The organism is Parabacteroides sp. AF17-3 (assembly GCF_003635445.1).
Taxonomy (GTDB): Bacteria; Bacteroidota; Bacteroidia; order Bacteroidales; family Tannerellaceae; genus Parabacteroides; species Parabacteroides goldsteinii.
Genome location: NZ_QTMM01000010.1, coordinates 239,568 through 260,193, shown reverse-complemented (window position 1 = coordinate 260,193; position 20,626 = coordinate 239,568). Strand labels below are relative to the sequence as shown.

General features: G+C 43.8%; 10 protein-coding genes. 3 read left to right on the top strand and 7 right to left on the bottom strand.

Annotated features, from left to right (window positions below; all coding sequences use genetic code 11):
- Positions 1-116: 116 nt before the first annotated feature.
- The 4 genes from DWW91_RS15010 to DWW91_RS14995 all read right to left on the bottom strand — a co-directional run bounded on the left by DWW91_RS15010 (position 117) and on the right by DWW91_RS14995 (position 6,839).
- Positions 117-1,118: a FecR family protein gene (locus DWW91_RS15010; protein WP_007655010.1), complete on the bottom strand. Its 1,002-nt coding sequence runs from the start codon at positions 1,116-1,118 to the stop codon at positions 117-119.
- 66 nt (positions 1,119-1,184) lie between these two features.
- Complete coding sequence (locus DWW91_RS15005; RefSeq protein ID WP_007655012.1) at positions 1,185-1,772, bottom strand: RNA polymerase sigma-70 factor; 588 nt, start codon at positions 1,770-1,772, stop codon at positions 1,185-1,187.
- Between the two features lie 246 nt (positions 1,773-2,018).
- The gene (locus DWW91_RS15000; RefSeq protein ID WP_122328184.1) at positions 2,019-5,723 is read right to left on the bottom strand and encodes a DUF6383 domain-containing protein; all 3,705 of its coding nucleotides are present in this window, start codon (positions 5,721-5,723) and stop codon (positions 2,019-2,021) included.
- Between the two features lie 669 nt (positions 5,724-6,392).
- The gene (locus DWW91_RS14995; protein ID WP_007655016.1) at positions 6,393-6,839 is read right to left on the bottom strand and encodes a DUF6078 family protein; all 447 of its coding nucleotides are present in this window, start codon (positions 6,837-6,839) and stop codon (positions 6,393-6,395) included.
- A gap of 116 nt (positions 6,840-6,955) precedes the next feature.
- On the opposite strand from DWW91_RS14995, the gene DWW91_RS14990 reads away from it, so the two are divergent.
- Complete coding sequence (locus DWW91_RS14990; protein WP_122328183.1) at positions 6,956-10,972, top strand: two-component regulator propeller domain-containing protein; 4,017 nt, start codon at positions 6,956-6,958, stop codon at positions 10,970-10,972.
- Positions 10,973-10,988: 16 nt separating this feature from the next.
- On the opposite strand, the gene DWW91_RS14985 is transcribed toward DWW91_RS14990, so the two are convergent.
- From DWW91_RS14985 to DWW91_RS14975, 3 genes are read right to left on the bottom strand one after another with little or no spacing between them, the layout of a single operon-like run.
- Positions 10,989-11,786: a glycoside hydrolase family 16 protein gene (locus DWW91_RS14985; protein ID WP_010801941.1), complete on the bottom strand. Its 798-nt coding sequence runs from the start codon at positions 11,784-11,786 to the stop codon at positions 10,989-10,991.
- 9 nt (positions 11,787-11,795) lie between these two features.
- Positions 11,796-13,001 carry a glycoside hydrolase family 88 protein gene (locus tag DWW91_RS14980; protein WP_199722589.1) on the bottom strand — a complete coding sequence of 402 codons (1,206 nt, stop codon included), beginning with the start codon at positions 12,999-13,001 and terminating at the stop codon, positions 11,796-11,798.
- A gap of 7 nt (positions 13,002-13,008) precedes the next feature.
- The gene (locus tag DWW91_RS14975) at positions 13,009-14,949 is read right to left on the bottom strand and encodes a heparinase II/III-family protein (protein WP_199722588.1); all 1,941 of its coding nucleotides are present in this window, start codon (positions 14,947-14,949) and stop codon (positions 13,009-13,011) included.
- A gap of 714 nt (positions 14,950-15,663) precedes the next feature.
- Here DWW91_RS14975 and DWW91_RS14970 point away from each other — a divergent pair.
- Together DWW91_RS14970 and DWW91_RS14965 are read left to right on the top strand one after the other, a co-directional pair.
- A complete protein-coding gene (locus tag DWW91_RS14970) occupies positions 15,664-18,867 on the top strand; it encodes a TonB-dependent receptor (protein WP_122328182.1) in 3,204 nt (1,067 codons plus the stop codon).
- 33 nt (positions 18,868-18,900) lie between these two features.
- On the top strand, positions 18,901-20,616 hold the full coding sequence (locus DWW91_RS14965; protein ID WP_122328181.1) for a RagB/SusD family nutrient uptake outer membrane protein: 1,716 nt from the start codon (positions 18,901-18,903) through the stop codon (positions 20,614-20,616).
- Positions 20,617-20,626 lie beyond the last annotated feature (10 nt).

Below are 20,626 nucleotides of genomic sequence, written 5' to 3'. Positions count from 1 at the left end.
AGTTTAATGACTATCTGAATCGGGAAATGGTACCAACATTTTCCGATTCGCTTTTTATTCACATTGCTAATTTCCGTATCTATTCTCCTTTCTTTTTTAGTTAATACTACTTTGTTTTAATAGAGCTCTATAATATTATTCGTTTTTCTATACTTGAATTTTCCACTGCTGGACATGATCATCAATATGTCATCCAACGAATCATCCACTCTGAAATCGCCGTAAAAGGTTAACTTCTTCTTCTCTTCATTCCTAAAGATAAAGGTGACATCGAATGACTTTTCCAGTTCTCTGACTATCTGTTCCAGGGTCTGTTCATTAAAGAAGTGCGCACCGGTTGTCCAATGTCCGGCTAATGATGCCGGCACTTTGTGTATATCGGTTGTTCCGGTTTCTTTGTTATATATAACCTGTTGCTCCGGTTTCATGATCAGCGATTCATCCGGGTTCTTTATGTTCAACAGATTAACAGATCCTTCCGCCAATATCACTTCTATGTTTTCTTCGTCAGTATATGCTTTCACGCTAAACTTAGTTCCCAGCACCTTTACATCGAGATCGCTGGTATTCACAATAAAAGGCAGTTTTTCATTGCGAGTCACTTCAAAATAGCCTTCTCCTTCCAGCCGGACATGGCGGTCCTGATGGGAAAAACCGCTTGTATAACTCAATTTACTTCCCGCGTTCAGCCAAACCACCGTTCCGTCCTGCAAAACGATCCGGCTACGTGATCCTATAGGAACCTCAACCGTCTGCATCGCATATAAGGAAGATGGATCGAAATGGTTATGCCCCCAGTAATAACCTCCTCCCAACAACAGGATACCTGCAAATATTGCCGCCGCCACTCTGACAAAACGCAATGAAAAGCGTTTCTTCTTTTGCGATACGAAGATTCGTCCCCGGAAATGTTGAAAAGCACGGTTGCTTTCTTCTTGGGTCCCCGAAGCGGCGTTAGCAGCCAGCCACACTTCGGTCATTTCATAGAAATATTGTTTATGGGCAGTGTCGGCAGCCACCCATTGTTCCAATTCAACGCGCTGTTCCTTATTCAGCTCATTATTCAAATAAGCGGTAATCAGGTCATCGGGATAATATATTTGTTCCGTTTTATTCATTTTCTATGTTGTTATAAGGTAGACAAGAATAGTAGAGAAATGGGGTAGTGAAAAAACTCACTTTTTTCAAAAATATTTCACAAAGCAGACCAAAAGCACTATCAGATAGTCTTTTAAACGATCACGCAATATTGATAATGCTTGTTTAATATGATATTTGACGGTATTGACCGAAATGCCTAGACGGGCTGCAATCTCGTCATGTTTCAATTCTTCCAGGCGGCTGAGAATAAAAACCTGGCGTGTTTCTTTCGGCAGGCGTTCAATCTCTTCCTGTACTTTAGCCATCAGTTCCTTTTCCATCAAACGCCCCAACGGATATTCATCCGAAAGAAATAACAAAGGGGAAGTCATATCCATATCATTCAGACTGACCTCCCTCCCGACATAATTCTTCTGTAAATAATTCAGGGAAAAATTCCGGACCATACGTATAAGATACGCATTCAGAGAGATTTGTATATCTATTGTTTTACGATTTTCCCAAAGATGGAAAAACACATCCGATACAATCGTTTCAGCCAGAAATTCATCTTGCAGATATTGCCGGGAGATACAGAACAGACGATGATAATACTTATCATAAAGTATCCGGAAAGCGTTCTCATCACCCTCCTTTACCCCTCTTACTATTTGTTCTTCATAATATTCCACGTGTATCTCGATAAGGACGGGCGAATTTAGTCAAAATGTTTTGACTAAACAACACAAAGCCCCAGGAGACGAATCCCCCGAGGCTTGCTTTTTTTGTCTGTTTTCACTCTTCACAGAGGTAGAACAGAAGAACTTTATTTCATTACTTTAGTATTAATAAATATCACTTGTTCACCTGTCACAGGGTAATTAACGCTATTGCGCTGCGTGATACTCTATTAGAATTATTTGATTATAAATAATTTCTTATTTAACGATTGCTTTTACAGCTGTTTCGCCTTCTACAGCAACTACTACTACACCTGCAGGAGCAGAGATTGTAGCTTCGTTAGAAGTAACCACTGTGTTAGCAATTGTCTGGCCAAGGACGTTGCTGATAGTAACTGTCTTGCCTTCTGCACCTATTACAGTAACAGAACCATTTCCTGAAATTACTTTGATAGTAGCAACTTCAACTTCTTCTGTATCTGTTGCAGGACCTTCAGTTGCATTCGGAGCGAATACAGCAGCCTGGTTGATAACCTGGCTAAAGTCTTTTACCGGAGCACTATTTCCTCCACCAACTGAATCGTCAGTATCGTGGTTTCCGTTTTCATTATGGAACTTGCCTAATACAGGAACACCTGTTCCGTTCAAAGTAACCCAAGCACCAGTGAAAGAACCGATACCGGCTTCTGACTTATCAGCTTCAGCCATTGCTACGTCGTAAGATTCAAGCATGATGCCGTCTTCTTCTGTATCACCTACATAACGGATAGCAAAAGCAACGTTGTTGTGTGCACCGTCAAGAGCGATCTTATCGTAAACAATACCTTCCTGATCAGCAGCCAGATAAGTAGGAACTACATACATCTTTTCTGTAGCAGGATCAGCAGCGCTGATGCTTGCGATTGTATACGGAGCTTTCAGAACATACAAGAAATCACCCTGGTGGATAGCTTCTACGAAAGCAAGTCTTGTATAGTTATCGCTATGGAATTTGCTTGCATCTGTCAGTTTGTTGATAGAAGCGTGAATAGAGTCATTCAAGTTAACCAGGAATTCACCTGCTACATAGCCTTTGTAAGGAGCTGAATGTTCGCAAGTTGAATTGATTCCGTGTTGTGAACACCAAGTATAAGCAACTGCGCTATCAGGTCTGATAACAAACATATACTGAGGCATACGAGAATCTACAGCAGCTGCTACTTCGTCTACATACAAAGCTGCATTCTTTCTGCTACCGGCATCAGACAGCGTTTCGATATCCAGATAGTTCAGTAAACCTTCAGCAAGCAAGCTTCTTTCAAACAAGTTACCAGCAGTCTTCGTGTGAGTAAACTTCATGCAGTTTTCTTCGCTGTTGATATAGCTTGCATATTTGTCGCCAACGACAGCATCACCACGCATGTTCATATACAGAGGTCTTGCATCAGGAATAATATCGAATACATCGTATTCTCTCTGGCACAGATCGATAGCTTTTGTATGAGCAGTCTGAAGTTCTTTTGACAGAACGCCTACCGGCTGATAAGCAGTCTTGTCATGCTCTACAGTTACCAGTTCGTGATGAACTAAAGTAAAGCAATCAACACCTTCGTTTTCGCTGTTTTCTTTGAAGGCGAATGTAGCCCATTTCAAACCGTCTCTACCGGCATTGATATCACTTTCAGAAGCAATCACAAATTTGTGGTTGTTATCGTATGCAACCCAAACATGATCGTTGTCGATCTTGTTGGCATCGCTTACTTTTACTTTATACAGATATTTTTCACCGATAGTACCACCACCAACTTTATAACCGAATGCAGGAGCTGCAACGCGGAAGAATTCAAAGTTTGTAGCTGTAGTAGACAAACGTAAGTTTTCAATTACATCGTTAGCAGACAGGAACTGATTGCTAAAGTCTTTTTCGATCAGGTTGAAAGCATATTTGTTTTCTCTCAATACATCATCAGCAATATTCAGATAGCCGATTGTCGGATTTTCAACAGCGGCGAAAATCAATGTGTCAGCACAGTTCAATGCATTGTTTGTAACCGGAGTTGCCACATTGTTATGATCGCGCAAGCCCTGGTAGTTATGGTTGATGATATACACCAATTCTTTGCCTTCTGCATTCTTTCCGGCAGTATACAACTGACCCATAAATGCCTGAGATGCAAATTCACGGTTTGTGATCTTCACCCAACGGTTTCCACCTTCCGGGCAACCCAATTGTTCAACAACCCACTGTGTTGCAGGCATGTGAGCGAAGTTCTGTTCAGCTTCCCAAACATCGTACCGATAGTGTCCTGCATAATCAGCAACCAGATAAGAACCATTCAAACGTTTTTCATCCAAAGAACTGTTAGTCTTAGTAGTTGAAAGTTGCAGATAATAGATACCTGTTGCCTGAGTTGTACGGTTCAATATAGGCAAATAAGTGTTATTGAAGTTCACTTTCACGTTCATATTTGCGTACGGATAGCAATACGGCTGATTAGCATGATTTTCGGCAGCAACAATAGCAATACCATTGGCAGTCTTTACATCATGACCACTGGTTACTGCATTCTGAGGCTGACCGACAGTAATAACTGTACGGCTATCAATGCCATTAGTAGCATTCATAGCTGTTAATGCAACCGGAATTTTCTCTGCCTTTTTAGCAAATTCACCGTTCAAATCAACATTATTTCCTGTTGTGGAACCTGCATTAATCGTGTTGTAGTATTCATCAGCAGTTGCATCAGCCAATTTTGTCTGATTCCATTTTTTACCAGCCTGCTTCAACGCTGTTGTAATTACAGATGCGTTCAGTGGTTCCAGTACCAGACTATCATTAGTTGCATAATAAGTTGCTTTCCAGATATAACGAGCTAACAATGCATCACAAGCTTCTTCATTTACACGTGCAAGCTTAGCATCTATTACTTTCAGACCACCATGTAAAGACGGATTCTGAATAGATTCGTGTGTCTCGTCTGTTGCCACCATTAAATACTTATCGGTAGTTTTCTTGTTCAACAGGATATTGTATCCGAAGAACTTACCAGACGCAGCCTGTACCATATCCCAAGCAGCATAAGCAGGATATACAGCAGCAACTTCTTGAGCCAGATAAGCACCTGTAACCAAATCTTCGTTTGTGATAGCAGCCTTAGTTCCAATCAAACCAAAAGCATTAAAGATTGCTTCATTATTGCTGGTTCTGTTCTGCCATGAACCTTCTGCATCGATCATCGAATTGATATCTTTAGCAGTCAACACCTTTGCACCGGCAGTACGAACTGTCAATGTCAGGAAGTTGATATTGGTCATCTCGTCATTCAATAAAGATTTTTTCACCTTTACAGCAACAACATCACCATCTGTTTTGGCAATCAGTCCCATTACTTTATCACCTTCATGTACATAAGAGTACACTTTCTTCGGACCGAAGATATCGGGTTGTTCATCATCTGAATACCATTCCCAACGATTATTATCATCTTTAATAATAGTTGTCTGATTTGCATCTACATTGATAGTTGTACTAACAGTTGTAGGTTCAAAAGCGTCTGCACAATCATAATTGATAGTATAACCTGTTTCTCTGTTTACAAAAACAAATTCCTTACCACGAAGACCATTGTCTTTTACTTCGATTCTCCACAAAGAACCTGTAAGAGGAGCTTTGTCGATATCCATCACTTTCAAAGTCAAATTACCTGTTGCATAATCGCGAACCTGTACCAAGACCTTAGCAGGAACCAAATCATTTTGATCCTCTGTAACTACAGAACCGTTAGCATTAACCTGTAATTGATAATAATAGTCCGGATTAATAGCCTTAACCCCTGTCAGGCAGGCATCGAACTGTTCTGACAAAACAGCTTGTGTACGGTAAGGAATTTCTCCCTGAGCAGTCAACGCATGCGTTTGAGCCCCCAATGAGAAAGCACTTGCCATAAATGCACAAGCCATCAAAGTAGAAAACTTTTTGTTCATAATCAATAAATTTAATATTAATAATAGTGTTATAAAAGTCCATTTCACGGATCCGTTCAGAGACTGCCAAATGTTAAATGACGAGTTTAAACGTTCCTTTTTTCTCGTCATTTTTGGGTGTATGATTTGAGTTCATACCGGAAAGGTCGAATTTTGTACTAACTTTGTTATTCTGTTGATAAGAAAGGATATAGAGAAAGAAAAAAATATAGAGAAAAAGAGTGGTGGTTAAAAAGATTGTTGTAATTTTGTGACTAGAAAAAAGGAACCTTTAAATTAGTCAGTCCTTTTTCGCACTTCACGTTTTATAATTCAATAGCTACACATTCATCTCCGTCTTTAATCCGTTAGAGAAATATTAAAGGTCTTATATATAATGTACATGCGCGTACATTAATATTATTATTTATCGGAAGCAAAAAATCCATACTATTACGGCTTTTTCCATTTTCAAGCACAAAAATCCAAGAAATCCGGTCTTTCGGAGAATGTAAGCGCACCTGTTTTTCATTCCGCAACCAGACAACTTCTGTATCTTATATTAGGATACCATATTCTCATATATTATGATACAACATTCGTATAATATATGAGAATTGAGTATCACAATATATGATATTTCTGCATCTATACGGATAGATCATTCAGTAGTCCGTAACAGACTATGAATCAATCTCTATCCAAATCATAATACTCCATATATTCGTCATATTGCGGCTCTTCGGTAATGCCTTGGGCAAGGAACAGCTTTTTGATATATGCCTGCTCTTTCGGCCTGACCAGGCGCTTCTTTTGTTTACAGCGGTAATAGGTATTACGTCCCAGATGGGCAATAAGCTGTGATTTGATTGTCTCGGCTTTTCGCAAAGGGATATCATCGAACAGGCAGGTTATGCCTCTGGCGAACCGCTGCGGTTGGTCGAGCAGGAAGAAAGGACACTCTTCGCCGGTGAGAGATGCAAGGTGGCCCGGATTGATAATATATACACCTCCGCGCGTTTGAGGAACACGAAGCCACACCTGATGCCGAAGGCAGGTATCACGACGCACGCATTTCTCGTTGAGACAATGGGCAAAACGACCCGGGAATTCATCATAATTGAAATCTGCTTTCATAATATGTAATAGTTTATTGGTTACATTGATTTACAAAGATACTATTTTATATGACCTGATACGTAAAGCTGTTTCAGAATTTATCATTATCTTCGCCTTCAAATAATGTAAAAGCCATGAGAAAATCAATCATCCTTTTCATATTTCTGCATATCTTGTCTTACGCCTTCCCTATCTATTTCAAACATATCGGGATGAAAGAAGGACTTTCGCAACTTTCTGTCATGTCTATCTATCAGGATGAACTGGGCCGTATGTGGTTCGGGACGGAAGAAGGGTTAAGCGTTTTCGACGGTGTTCACGTAACCTCACATAAACCGACATTAAAGAATGAGAACGGGAAAGAAACAACCGTTGGTAACAGCATCGACTTCATAACCGGAGACAACCAAGGGAATATTTATTTCAATTCGGATAATTCCCTGGTGCGATATAACCTGCGTTCCCAGCAGTTTACCTGCCTGAAACAAGCATGGGTGAATGCGATCGCTTTCAGCGGCGAACAACTTTGGGTGAACGCGTCCGATTCTATCTTTGTCTGGGATACACAGACGGAAAAACTTCATTTCCGCTTCAAACTGGAACTCTCCAACCAACATGCAACCTGTATCATGGTCGATTCCCAAAAACGCTGCTGGATAGGGACCAATTCCGGATTATATATGAAAGAGGAAGACAAACCCCTTGCCTATATCATTCCCAGTGAAGATATTTATGCCTTATACGAAGATTCACATAGGAACCTATGGATATCCGCCCGCATGAACGGACTTTACAAACGCGAACCGTCGGGCGATTTCAAACGCTACCGCTTCGATCCGCACAACGATAACAATATATCCAGCAACCAGGTAAGGGGAATCGTTGAAGACAACTCCGGTAACCTTTGGATAGGGACCTTCACCGGACTAAACAAATATAATCCCTATAACGATCATTTCCAGGTATATACCCGCGACAACCTTCCCGGAAGCCTCGCCCACTCCTCCGTTTTCCCGGTTTACAAAGACCGGCAGGGAAGCATCTGGTTGGGTACTTATTACGGTGGCGTCCACTATTTCAATCCTGAAATGGACCTTTTCACGATTTATACGGCAGACAAAACAAGGAAAGACTGCATCAGTTTCCCTTTTGTCGGGCATATGACGGAAGATAAAGACGATAATATCTGGATCTGCACCGAGGGCGGCGGGCTGAACCTTTTCGACCGGAAAAAGAAAACATTTACCTATTTCATGGCCGATCCCGACAGAAACTCTATCGCCCATGACAATCTGAAATCTATTGCCTACAGTGCCAACCGCAATAAGCTTTACATCGGTACCCACACCGGCGGACTATCCATATTCGATATCCCGAAGAAACGGTTCCGGAATCCTTATTTCGAAGACCCTTCGTATGCCGTAAAAGCCGGCGACCGTATCAATCAGATGGCCATCTGGAAAGACAAATACCTGGTTCTCCTGACGCAATGGGGATGTGTCAAAATGGATCTCGATACCGAAAAGATCACCCAGACCTTCGAAGGAGGCAAGCAATACGGTAATCATTGTTTCCTGATCGACTCGCAGGATTATATATGGATAACAACAGGAAGAGTCATCAACAAGATCAACCTGAATAACCAGGAAGACAGGACAGTCTTTCGTTGCGGCGAAAACGGATTGGGAAACCAGCCGGTATCTGCCATCTATGAAGACAAAAAAGGACGTATCTTCTTCGGAACGCTCGGAGCCGGACTTTATCTGTATGATGAGAAGAACCATACTTTCAGTGGATATACAACCGAAAACAGTATGATCCTAAGCAACTATTGCTACGATATCAAAGAGTCGATACAAGGTTACCTGATCATATCCGGTGATAAAGGACTCTCTTTCCTGGATCCGGAACAACAGTTATTTAAGGTGGTAGAACTGGGCACCGCACTTCCTGTTTCCGGGATCAACAAAGGATGCGGACTGCTGGTCAGCCCGAATGGCGAAATCTTTGTCGGAGGAATAGACGGTTTAAGTACGTTCTTCGAACAGGACTTGTTCCGGCCTGCAAAAGACTACCGGTTATATTTCTCCGAATTGTATATCAATAATGAATTAGTAAATCCTTCCGACCGTTCGCGGGTTCTCTCCGATGCTTTGCCTTATACGCAGGAAATAGAGTTGAACCACAATCAGAACAACCTCATCATCTCGTTCAACTCGAACAACTATATCAATACGTTGAAAGAGACGGCTTACGAATACATGCTGGAAGGCTTCGATAACAAATGGATCAACAATACCGACAACAGCATCCAATACACGAACCTCAATCCGGGCAAATATACCCTGGTCGTGCGTGAGAAACAATACGACACAAAGATCGAACCGCAAACGATCCGGATGGGCATCACGATCCATTCCCCGCTCTATGCCACACCGTTATTTTATCTCTTATACGTACTGGTCGGCGGCGGGTTGATCTACGGCTTCTTCCGCTTCAAACAATCGCAATTGCTGCTCAGAACTTCATTGGAGTTTGAACGGAAAGAAAAAGAGAGGATCGAGGAACTGAACCAGGCTAAACTACAGTTCTTTTCAAACATCTCGCATGAGTTCCGGACACCGCTTACCCTGATCATTTCGCAGATAGAACTCTTGCTGCAAAGCAGTTCGGTGGCCCCATCCATTTACAACAAACTGCTGAAGATATACAGGAATACGCACAATATGCGGATGTTGATTAGTGAGTTGCTGGATTTCCGTAAACTGGAACAAGGCCATGTGAAACTGAAAGTATATGAACAAAACATCATCCCTTTCCTCAAAGAGATCTATCTCTCTTTTTACGAATATGCTTCCAGCCGTTCGGTGACTTATCAGTTCACCTCCGGGGCGGAAGATATCGAATGCTGGTTCGACCCGAAACAGATGCAAAAGGTATTCTACAACCTGCTGTCGAACGCATTCAAATATTCCAAACCGGGTGCTGCCATCGAAATGGTCGTCGAAGAGAACGACCAGGCGATCATCATAAAAATCATAGACAACGGCATCGGTATCAGCAAAGAAGATATCGACAAGATATTCGACCGTTTCTACCAGGCAGGAAATAACTCATCGGGAATATCGCAGCCGAGCACCGGCATCGGCCTGTCGCTAACCAAGAGCATCATCGGGTTGCATCATGGAAAAATACAGGTAGAAAGTACGCCGGGATACGGAAGCATATTCATTGTGCACCTGCCGAAGGGCCGAAGCCATTTCAAAGAAGGTGAATGCCAGTTTGTACAACCGGAGAAAGAGATGATCCGCAACGAGATACTGCCGGAAAGCCTGACTCAGGAAATCCCCGAAAGTACCTCCGAATTATCACTGGCCGAGACAGATGCCACCTACACCATCCTGTTGGTCGATGACAACGAAGAGCTGCTCCAGATACTGAACTCGCTGTTCTCACCGGTTTATAATGTCTTACTGGCACGGAACGGAAAAGAGGGACTGGAGATCACACGTTCCCAAAAGCCGGATATCATCGTCAGCGACATCATGATGCCGGAAATGTCGGGAACCGAAATGTGCCTGAAGATCAAGAATGATTTCGACATCTGCCATATACCGGTCATCCTGTTGACAGCGCTCGGTTCGGCAGAGCAAAGCATAGAAGGTTTGCAGCGGGGAGCCGACGATTATATCAGCAAGCCGTTCAATGCCAAAGTGCTGCTTGCCCGTTGTAACAACCTGGTGCGCAATCGTATTATCCTGCAAAAGAAGTTCAACGAGCAAAGGGATTTCGATACGCAATCGCTGGCCAGCAACCCGATCGACCAGAAGTTTATGGACACAGTAAACCGAATCGTAGAAGAGAATCTGAGTAATATGGAATTCGACATGAATACCCTGGCTAAAGAACTGGGATTGAGCCGCAGCTCCCTTTATGCCAAGTTCAAAGCCCTGACCGGAATGACACCGAACGATTTCGTCCTGAATTGTAAACTGAAGCGGGCCGCCACCTTGTTGATAACCCGTCAGGATTTGCAGATTGCCGAGATCTCCGACATGCTGGGTTTTGGTTCCCCGCGTTATTTCACCCGTTGCTTCAAAGCACAGTTCGATACGACACCGGCGGAATACAAGAAAAAGAAGGCAGACTAATGCCTGCCTTCAACGATTATTTTTTCTTCTGATAATAACGAACCCAGTCGACCTTCATCTCGACCGGAAGATCTTCCGGGTTGACAGGACCAACCCAGGGGCCACCCAGCTGCATATCGATTAACAGATAATAGGGTTTGTCAAATGGGAATTGACCTTCTTTATCGGTTTCTATGCGGGGATATGAAAAGTTTCGTACATCATTTATAAAGAAAACGAGGCTATCCGGATACATTTCTACGGCATATACATTATAACCTGCCGGATCGATAGGTCCGGTACTTCCCTGAGGCGGGTCTTTCTTGATATTCAGGTTATGCGTATAAGTAGAATGAACGGTCTGATAAGCAATGCTATCATAATTCAGATGCTCCATGATATCTATCTCGCCGCCCGACGGCCAGGGATACTTCGCTTCTTCAAACGGTTTCAACCAGATGGCCGGCCATGCCCCGGTGGCACACCCCAGCTGTGCTTTTATCTCTAACCGGCCTCCATGGAAAGCACGCTTATATTTAGTATAGATGCCTCCGGTAATGTAAGGAACCGTATCTGTCGAGCGGTCCGGATTGATTAAACCTTTCAAAACAAGATTACCGTCAACCAAATCATAACAGAGTTCACTGTCAGACATATATTTTGCCCACTCCGGTGCCCAACGGGGAATTTTCGACCAGTTTGTCGTATCCAACCCGTTTGCCTGGTCAAAGTTTTCCTCCCAGACCAACTGCCATTCATCTGCCGGTCTCGTATTACAGGCAGCCATCATCAGAATGACAGCTGCTCCGCATATCCATTTCATACCTTTTCTCATAAGAAAATATTATTTCGATTCTAACTCCTTCTTGCGTTTCAACGCTTCCATAAAATAGTAATCGGCATAATTCAACGGAACGTCTATTTCCGAGTTATGAGGAATACTGCCTACGGAATGCATCAGGAGAAAGTTACCATTCGTTCCCAGAGCAGCCCGGTAAGCCGGAGAACCCAGCGAAGTCATGATACTGTCGGCATATGTCTTATACGCTACGGCATCTTCCACATCCATCGTACTGATTTCATATAAGGCGGAAGCAATACAGGAAGCAGTTGAAACATCACGCGGTTCATTCGGAATGTTCGGTGCATCCATATCCCAATAAGGGATCAGGTCAGCCGGCATTGCCTTATGATTCTTCATGAAATTGAATGTTTTCAACGCCTGGTCCAGATATTTGCGATCACCCGTTTCACGGTAGCAAACAACGAATCCGTAAATAGCCCACGCCTGTCCGCGGCTCCAGGCCGATTCATGTGCATATCCTTGTGCGGTATGGCGGTTACGAACGGAACCGTCTTTCAGACTATAATCGATGACATGGTAACAGCTGCCGTCCGGACGGAAATGTTCCTGCAACGTACGGTCTGCATGAGCAATCGCTATGTTATAAAAAGAGGAATCACCGGATAGACGGGTCGCTTCAAACATCAGCTCCAGGTTCATCATATTGTCGATAATCACCGGACATTCCCAACCGCGCTCCGACTGCCATCCTTTATCCACATTCCATGACTGGATTACCTGGGGAGCCTCACGGAAACGGGTCGATAATGACTTGGCAGCCTGTACCATCACATCTTTATAAAACGGATCGGCCGTCAGACGCAAACCGTTACCGAAGCTACAATTAATAATGAACCCGATGTCATGATGCCAGGTCAGATTCTTGGCTTCTTCTATGGCCCATGTATATTTCTGAGCGAGTGGAAGCAAGGCCGTATCGCCCGTCAGTTCATACAGATACCACACCGAGCCGGGGAAGAACCCACTGCGCCAGTCTCCGTAGCCGCAATAATAAACTGAGCTATCCTTTTTCAGCGTCACAGGATTCAGGCATTTACCACTGGCTTCAATGACTTCTATCTCGTTACCGAGCTGTGCACGGGCGAAATCGATATTCTCGTCAATAAAACTCTTTTCTACTGTTTTAGGTGTTCCCCCGCAAGAGATCAGGAATGCGGAGAAAGCTAAAGCGATCCAATTTTTCATTCTTCTTTTATTTATTGTTTTGTTTAATTGTAAATGTATAAGTCCCTGATTTCACCATTTTTCCGGCATTCAAGGAGAGACGATAGATTTCTTTTCCCCATACGTTGGATAAACGCGGATCATCCAACGCGACTGTCTCTACAGACGGGGTAAAAGTATTTTTATCATACAGCAATTCCACCTTTTCTCCGTTTACATCTATCCGGACGATTCCTTCCGAAGAGACATCTATCTTACCCCAGGTCAGGAAATTGACTTGATTCGGTTCTTTCAACTCTTTCAGGGTAAATGAATCCTGAATCTTCACTTCGCCCTTATTCTTATTTAATGTATATGAGCGAACCCATTTGTCCACCCCGGCTTCTTCGGGATAAGCGGTAGCAATATTAGCGGTAAAAGTCATCCGCTTCGGATCGAAAGAAGTCGCAGTCGCTTTATATCGGGAACCAAACGACTGGGGCACTCCGTTTATCATCGGCAGATTATGGTAGTTGCTCTGCATTGTCCAGATCGTATACCGTTCGTTACTGAATGTCTGGCGGGTATAAGTGCCGACACCTGCATCGATAAATACCGGAGTCGTATTTGAATACAAAGAGAAAGTACCGGCATCATTATGATTATGGCTTTCATTGTTATATCCACCTTTCGCAGCCAGGAAGAAACCGGCTTTATTCGTCATATAACAAAATTCCGTTTCAGGATACCAGGTATAAGCCGGAGACTGATACGAAGGTTCCACCTCTCCCATCTCCTTTGCATACAGGAGACTTTGTAAGGTGCGGAACATATCTCTCCCGGAAGAAAGTGATTTTCTGGTTGACAGGCTGTTCAGATAAGCGGCATACTGCATCATCACATCACTGCCTACCGCCTTTCCGTAGCGGAAAATAATCGGGGCATCTCCGCCACCTTTCGCCGAGGCATCCGCGAAGTTAACCACCCAGCCATTCCCTACATAGGAGCGGGCAATATATTCACCCATATTTTTGATAATCGGCTGATCGAACAGACTGATCTTTCCACCGGTCCCGTCGTACAATAATTGCAGATAATCATACATCTTTCCCGCAGCATGTCCCCAATAAGAAGGACCTTCTTCGCAGGCACCGTCCGAATGAGTATAGTTGATGAATTTATCGACCGAGACCATTGTACGATGAACGGCTTCCGCCAGTTTCTCTTTATCGTTTTCCAACAGTAGGAAACATTGCAGTACATTAAAGTTACACCACGGATTCCAGTTGTTGACCAAAGTCCCGGGTTTGTAATTGAAGGCCATCCACCAAAAACGGTCTTCTTTCATATAAGTATCCAGTATTCTTTTCTGTAACTCATGGCGCAGGCGTTCGGAAATAACAGGATTTACTTTATCAAATTCGGTATGGAAGAAATAATAAGTCCAGGACAATAAGGAACCCAGGTCGCCAGCAGTCAGGTCGATCACATCTTCTTTATAATCGGGTAAAGAACGTTTTGAATGCTGTGCGCTTAAATGTGCCGACAATGCCCAGGAAGTCATCTCGCAGGACTGAAAGACACCATTGATCAGCTGATCGATAAAGCGGCCCTTTCCTTCTGCCAGTTCAGCCATCACCAGGTCGGCTATAGCTCCGTTGTTACTGCCGAAAGGATCTTCCATGATCCGCCGGTTTCCGCTACGTTCATATTCGATATAGTCGGTTGCTTTAACAACTTTCCATTCATAACCCAAACGTTTCTCTCCTTGTTTGATGTAATCATTCCTGTAATCTCCCAAAAATTGCTCCCAGGCAGCGCGATCGGTATAATCCGGATAAGGAACCCATTGCCGGTCCATCAATAAAACGGATTTCAATTCAGGTATATCTGCCGCCTTTTGCAGCAGATCACGTTCGACATAAGCGTTTGCTGATGCTATTATTCCGAATAGCAGACAAAATAAGGTTAAACATTTCTGTGTTCTCATGATACTATTTTTTGCTTTGATCACAAAAGTAGAAAGATTGTCCATAAGAGAGGCGTCTATTTATCCATTTCATATGCACTTATCGTCCAAAGGTACGGATAAAAACAGGTCAAAAAGTTCTTTTTATTTCATTGTAAATAAAGGTATGTCTTAGTCTGTTAAGGTATTTGACACCACTTTTGCAGTAAGCTGTTTTCACATATATTAAAGCATAACTTAGTCCTAATGGAACTCCAATCATATCGATGCAAATATATATGTTATTAATGTTAACGAGTGTATTAATTTATCCATTTAATATGCACTAATAGTCCAGCGCTTATTTGTGAAAAGGATAATCTCCCTATTTTAAAGCCTTTGTATATTTAGTCTCCGGATAAGAATGTTAACGATATTCAATAATAATAACAGTAATGATTTAATCATTCCAAACATCTTTTCAGTATCTGCAACGCAAATACCAATGATTTGTCTTTTTCCGCTCTCCTTTTATTTATCAGCGCCTCATCAAAAGTTACCCTAAAATCCACACCGTTTTCTACAGTCATTATATACTACATGATCTTCAATCCTTTTGCCGTCCAAATCAAAAAAACAGCGTAGTTCCATTAGAACTATGTGGTTTTTGCCAAATACCCAGGCTGAAACTCACGGAAAAACAATCAGTAAACCGGGTAAACAATTAATTAATCATTAACTAAATCTGGTGTTATTATGACAAAGGATTTTAATCGTTTTTACTTATCAAAACAGATGTTCCTAGGAGCAACCCTGCTTCTGGCATCTGTAGGATTGGCAACGGCCAGTCCGGCAACAGGAACTACGGGTACAGCCTTACCAAACCCTGTTGCTGCTTCTCCTCAACAAGCCAAATACATTATTAATGGAGTAGTCGAAGATCAGTTCGGTCCGATAGCAGGCGCCAATGTAGTTGAGAAGGGAACCACAAACGGGACAATTACCGATATGGACGGTAACTTTACCCTGGAAGTATCACCTAATTCCGTACTGGTCGTTTCATTTATCGGATTCAAGGAACAACAGATTCCGGTGAATAACCAGAAATCATTACGGATTAAATTATCGGAAGACTCCCAGGCACTGGACGAAGTCGTTGTAGTAGGTTACGGTACGCAGAAGAAGGTGAACCTGTCCGGCTCCGTTACCTCCGTAAATGTCAGCGAGATGGCTGAAAGCCGTCCGTTAACCAACATCTCTACGGCTTTGGCAGGAACTGCACCGGGGGTACAGATCACATCCAGCAACAATATCCCCTCCAACAACGGAGATGCGGATATTAAGGTACGCGGACAGGGAACATTGAACAACTCCTCTCCCCTGGTTATTATTGATGGTGTGGAAGGTAATTTGAACAGCGTCAGCCCGCAAGATGTGGAAACAGTCAGCGTATTGAAGGATGCTGCCTCATCGGCCATCTACGGTTCACGTGCAGCAAACGGTGTTATCCTGATTACCACCAAGTCCGGTAAGGCCGGCAGGATGAAAATCGACTATACCGGTTATGTTTCTTTCCAGAGCCTGAACAAGCCATACGACGTAGTCACCGACTATGCCAGCTACATGGAGTATATGAATGAAGGGATGCGCAACAGCAATAAACCCGAGCCTTTCTCCCAGAACGTGATAAATTTGTGGCGTGAGAAGTCGAAAGACCCGAACGGTCTGAATGAGCATGGTATTCCGAACTATTTGGCATATCCTAACAGCGATATCTTCGATGTATATGAAACCGGTGTTTCCCATCAGCACAGCCTGTCAGCAACCGGAGGTTCCGAAAAAGTGACTTATTATACATCTTTCAACTATCTGAACAACCCGGGTATCCTGGAAAATTGCGGATACGAACGTTTCAGCCTCCGTGCCAATATCGACTCGCAGGTAAAAGACTGGTTGAAAATCGGTGTAAACCTGAGCGGATATACAGCCAATACAACTCCGGTCAGCGAGAACATCAACGATATCTATACCTACGGCTTAACCGGTGGAAACCCGGGTATCGCCTATCTGGACGACCAGAACCGGTTGGGTATTAATGCCAATAATGAAGATGACCCTCAGAACGCTACAAACAATCCATATAATCGTTTAAGGAATGTGAGCGGAAACATCGGAATAAACACGCTGAAAACCCGTATGTATGCGATTTTGACTCCGTTAAAAGGTCTGACTATCCAGGGTTCTTATACCTATGATTTTTATGACAAACAAAAGGATTCGAAACCAAACTTCGTCCCGATGTATAATTTCCAGACGAATACGTTATATACGGATGGTGTGGGCCAGACAAGCATCTATAATTACAATGAAAAGACCTACAGGAATTTCATGGATGCCATCGCCCGCTACGAACGTAACTATCTGAATAACCGCCTGAGCACAAATATCATGATTGGTGCCAGTCAGGAACAATACAAACGTTCTTACTTCAGTGCCACCCGTAAGGATTTGCTCGACCCGTCACTGGGTGTAATCGGAGGAGCTATCGGCGAATCTTCCTCAACCGGTAATGTTACGGAATGGGCGATGCGCTCTTTCTTCGGACGTATCAACCTGGGTTGGGATGACAAATACTTATTGGAAGCCAACCTTCGTGCCGACGGTTCTTCCCGTTTCCAGAAAGATAACCGCTGGGGTTATTTCCCATCGTTCTCTGCTGCCTGGCGTATTTCGGAAGAAAACTTCATGAAAGACTTCACCTGGCTGGATAACCTGAAGATACGCGGTTCTTACGGTTCGCTAGGTAACAACACCTTGGGAAGCAACAGAGATAACGACGGCAACTACCTCTCGCAATCGCTGTATGCACAGACCAACTACGTATTAGGCCGTGCCGTGGCAATGGGACTTTCTCAAACTGCCATCGCCAATGCCAATCTGTCCTGGGAAACGACCTATATCACCAACCTGGGGGTTGACTATAATATGTTTAGCAATCGCCTGAGCGGTAGTCTCGAATTCTTCAATAAGAAAACAGACGGCATTTTGATTGACCTTCCGGCTCCAATGGTTCACGGTAACGCGACAATTCCTAAGCAGAATGCCGCCCAAGTAACCAATAAGGGGGTTGAGTTCTCTGTGAACTGGTCCGACAGAGTCGGTAAGGATTTCGACTATAATGTAGGCTTCAACTTCACTTACATCAAAAACAATGTCGATAAATTTAAAGGAGACGAACCTTCGTACGACGGAGCCAGAATGTTGAAGGAAGGACTTCCTATCTGGTCTTTGTATGTCCGCGAAATTGACCGTATCATCCAGACAGATGCAGACCTGGCACTGGTTGAAACGATGTTGAATAACCCAGAAGTAGAAGGTAAGGTCGTATTCCCTTACGGAGTTCCTCAAAAAGGTGATATCCTGTACAAAGACCTGAATGGCGACGGACTGGTAAACGATGATGACCGTACCGTTATCGGAAATGGCAAAAACCCGACCTTCACGTATGGCGTGAACCTGGGATTCAACTGGAAAGGCATTGACTTCTCTACATTGATTCAGGGTGTAGCCGGCATTAAGGACGTATATCTGAGCAACCTGTATAAAAGTGGTGTCCGCCAGGGTTACCAGATGAACCAGGAAGTTATCGATGGACGTTGGTACGAAGGTCGTACGGATGCCAGTTATCCGCGTCTGCTGGACTATAGCGATACCCGTAACGAACAGTATTCCGACTTTTGGGTTGCCAGCAAGGCGTACCTGAAAATTCGTAACATCACATTAGGTTATACCCTGCCCAGCCAATGGACCAAGGTTGCCTATATGGACAGAGTCAGAGTATACGGAAGTTTAGAAAACTTCTTCACTTTCTCGAAGTGGAAAGGATACGACCCTGAAGTGAGCGGCGTTACCTATCCGACCATGCGTCAAGCTGTAATCGGTATTAATGTTACTTTCTAATCAGATTGTCTAACTAATAAACAGAATTATAAAATGAAAAAATATATCATGTCTTTTTTAGCAGCCTTATTTACATTGACAGGCTGTTACGACCTGGACAGGGCTCCATACGACCAGTTGAGTTCCAGTACTTTCTGGCAGACGGAAGACCAGTGTAAGCAAGGTCTGATGGGAGTTTACGCCTCCCTGAAAAACACCGACCTGTACGGTAAAATGTTTATGATAGACGTCAACTCCGATATTGCTGCCGGATATGACCAGTATGAAGCCCTTCAGCTGGGAACCTGTACCCCGCGTACCGGATTCCTGAACGGCAAATGGCAAAACGGATACAACGCCATTCAGCGTGCCAACCTGGCTATCCGCAGCATCGGTGAGGCTCCTATCGACGAAGTACCTAAAAACCAGATGTTGGGCGAAGCCCGTTTTCTCCGTGCATTAATCTATTTCCACCTGCTGGACTATTTCGGAGGACTTCCCATATACGACGAAACGACCGACCTGGAAAAAGAGTTCAACAACCTGCTGAAACCCAGAAGTTCTGCAGAAGAGACACGTGCATTTATCCTTGCCGACCTGGAAAAGGCGTTAGGCGCCGGACTTCCCGACCAATGGAACGATGCAAACTACGGACGTGTTACATTGTCAGCAGCCCAGGCCCTGTTGGGTAAGGTTTACTTGTACGACAAACAATACGACAAAGCCATCGAAAACCTGGAAAAATCCCAAGCTGGACATGCATTACATGATGACTTCGCTGAGTTATTCACTCCGACGGGCCATACCAGTTCCGAAATGATTTTCTCCATCATCAACCTGGGAGGAACAGGAAACAGCTACGGTATGCCTTTATGTTTCTACGCCGGAACCCGTAACTCCTACGGTAGTTGTTGGAACAATACGGTACCTTCCACCAACCTGGTCGACATGTATGAATACAAGGACGGACGCCCGTTCGACTGGGACGAAGTATTCCCCGGCTTCAACTCCGACAATCAGGTTAAGGAACGTGTATTCAGATGCACGGTCAACAGCGACGGTTCGGAAGTACTGGATATCCCGGCTGAATCGGAAAAAGTAAAAGAGATGTACGAACAGCGTGACCCGCGTTTATCGGCCACCGTTATCGCTCCTTACACAACTTATCTGGGATGGAACCGTAACCAGGAACGTCTGATGACTTTCATCTTCGCGAAAAACGAAAAGGGTGACGTTGTTGCCGTAAACGAAAATAATGGTTTCATGCGAAACAATAAAGGCGGCTGGGAAACCTATTTCTGGAGAAAATTTGTACCGGAAGGCGACTGGAACGGACAAATTACCGACCGTGCCCATACCCCTGTAAACTTCCCGATTCTTCGTCTGGCAGATGTTTATCTGATGTTAGCAGAATGTTATAATGAAACGGGCAACCAGTCAAAGGCTGTCGAATACATCAACAAAGTTCGTGCCCGTGCCGGAATCGCCCTGCTGAACAGCGGTCCTTCTTATCTGGCCGCCAATACAAAGGATGAAGTATTCCAGCGTATTTTCCGTGAGAGAGCGTTCGAACTGGCAGGCGAAGGTATCCGCGACAGTGACCTGCGTCGCTGGAAATTATCCCATACTCTATTGAACGGAGATGAATTCGGCATCACAGGGAAACGTATGCTAACCCGTGTATTCCGCGAAAACCGCGATTACCTGTGGCCAATACCCGCTACAGAAATCGAAATCAATCCGGATTTGACACAGAATCCGAACTGGTAATAATCTATTT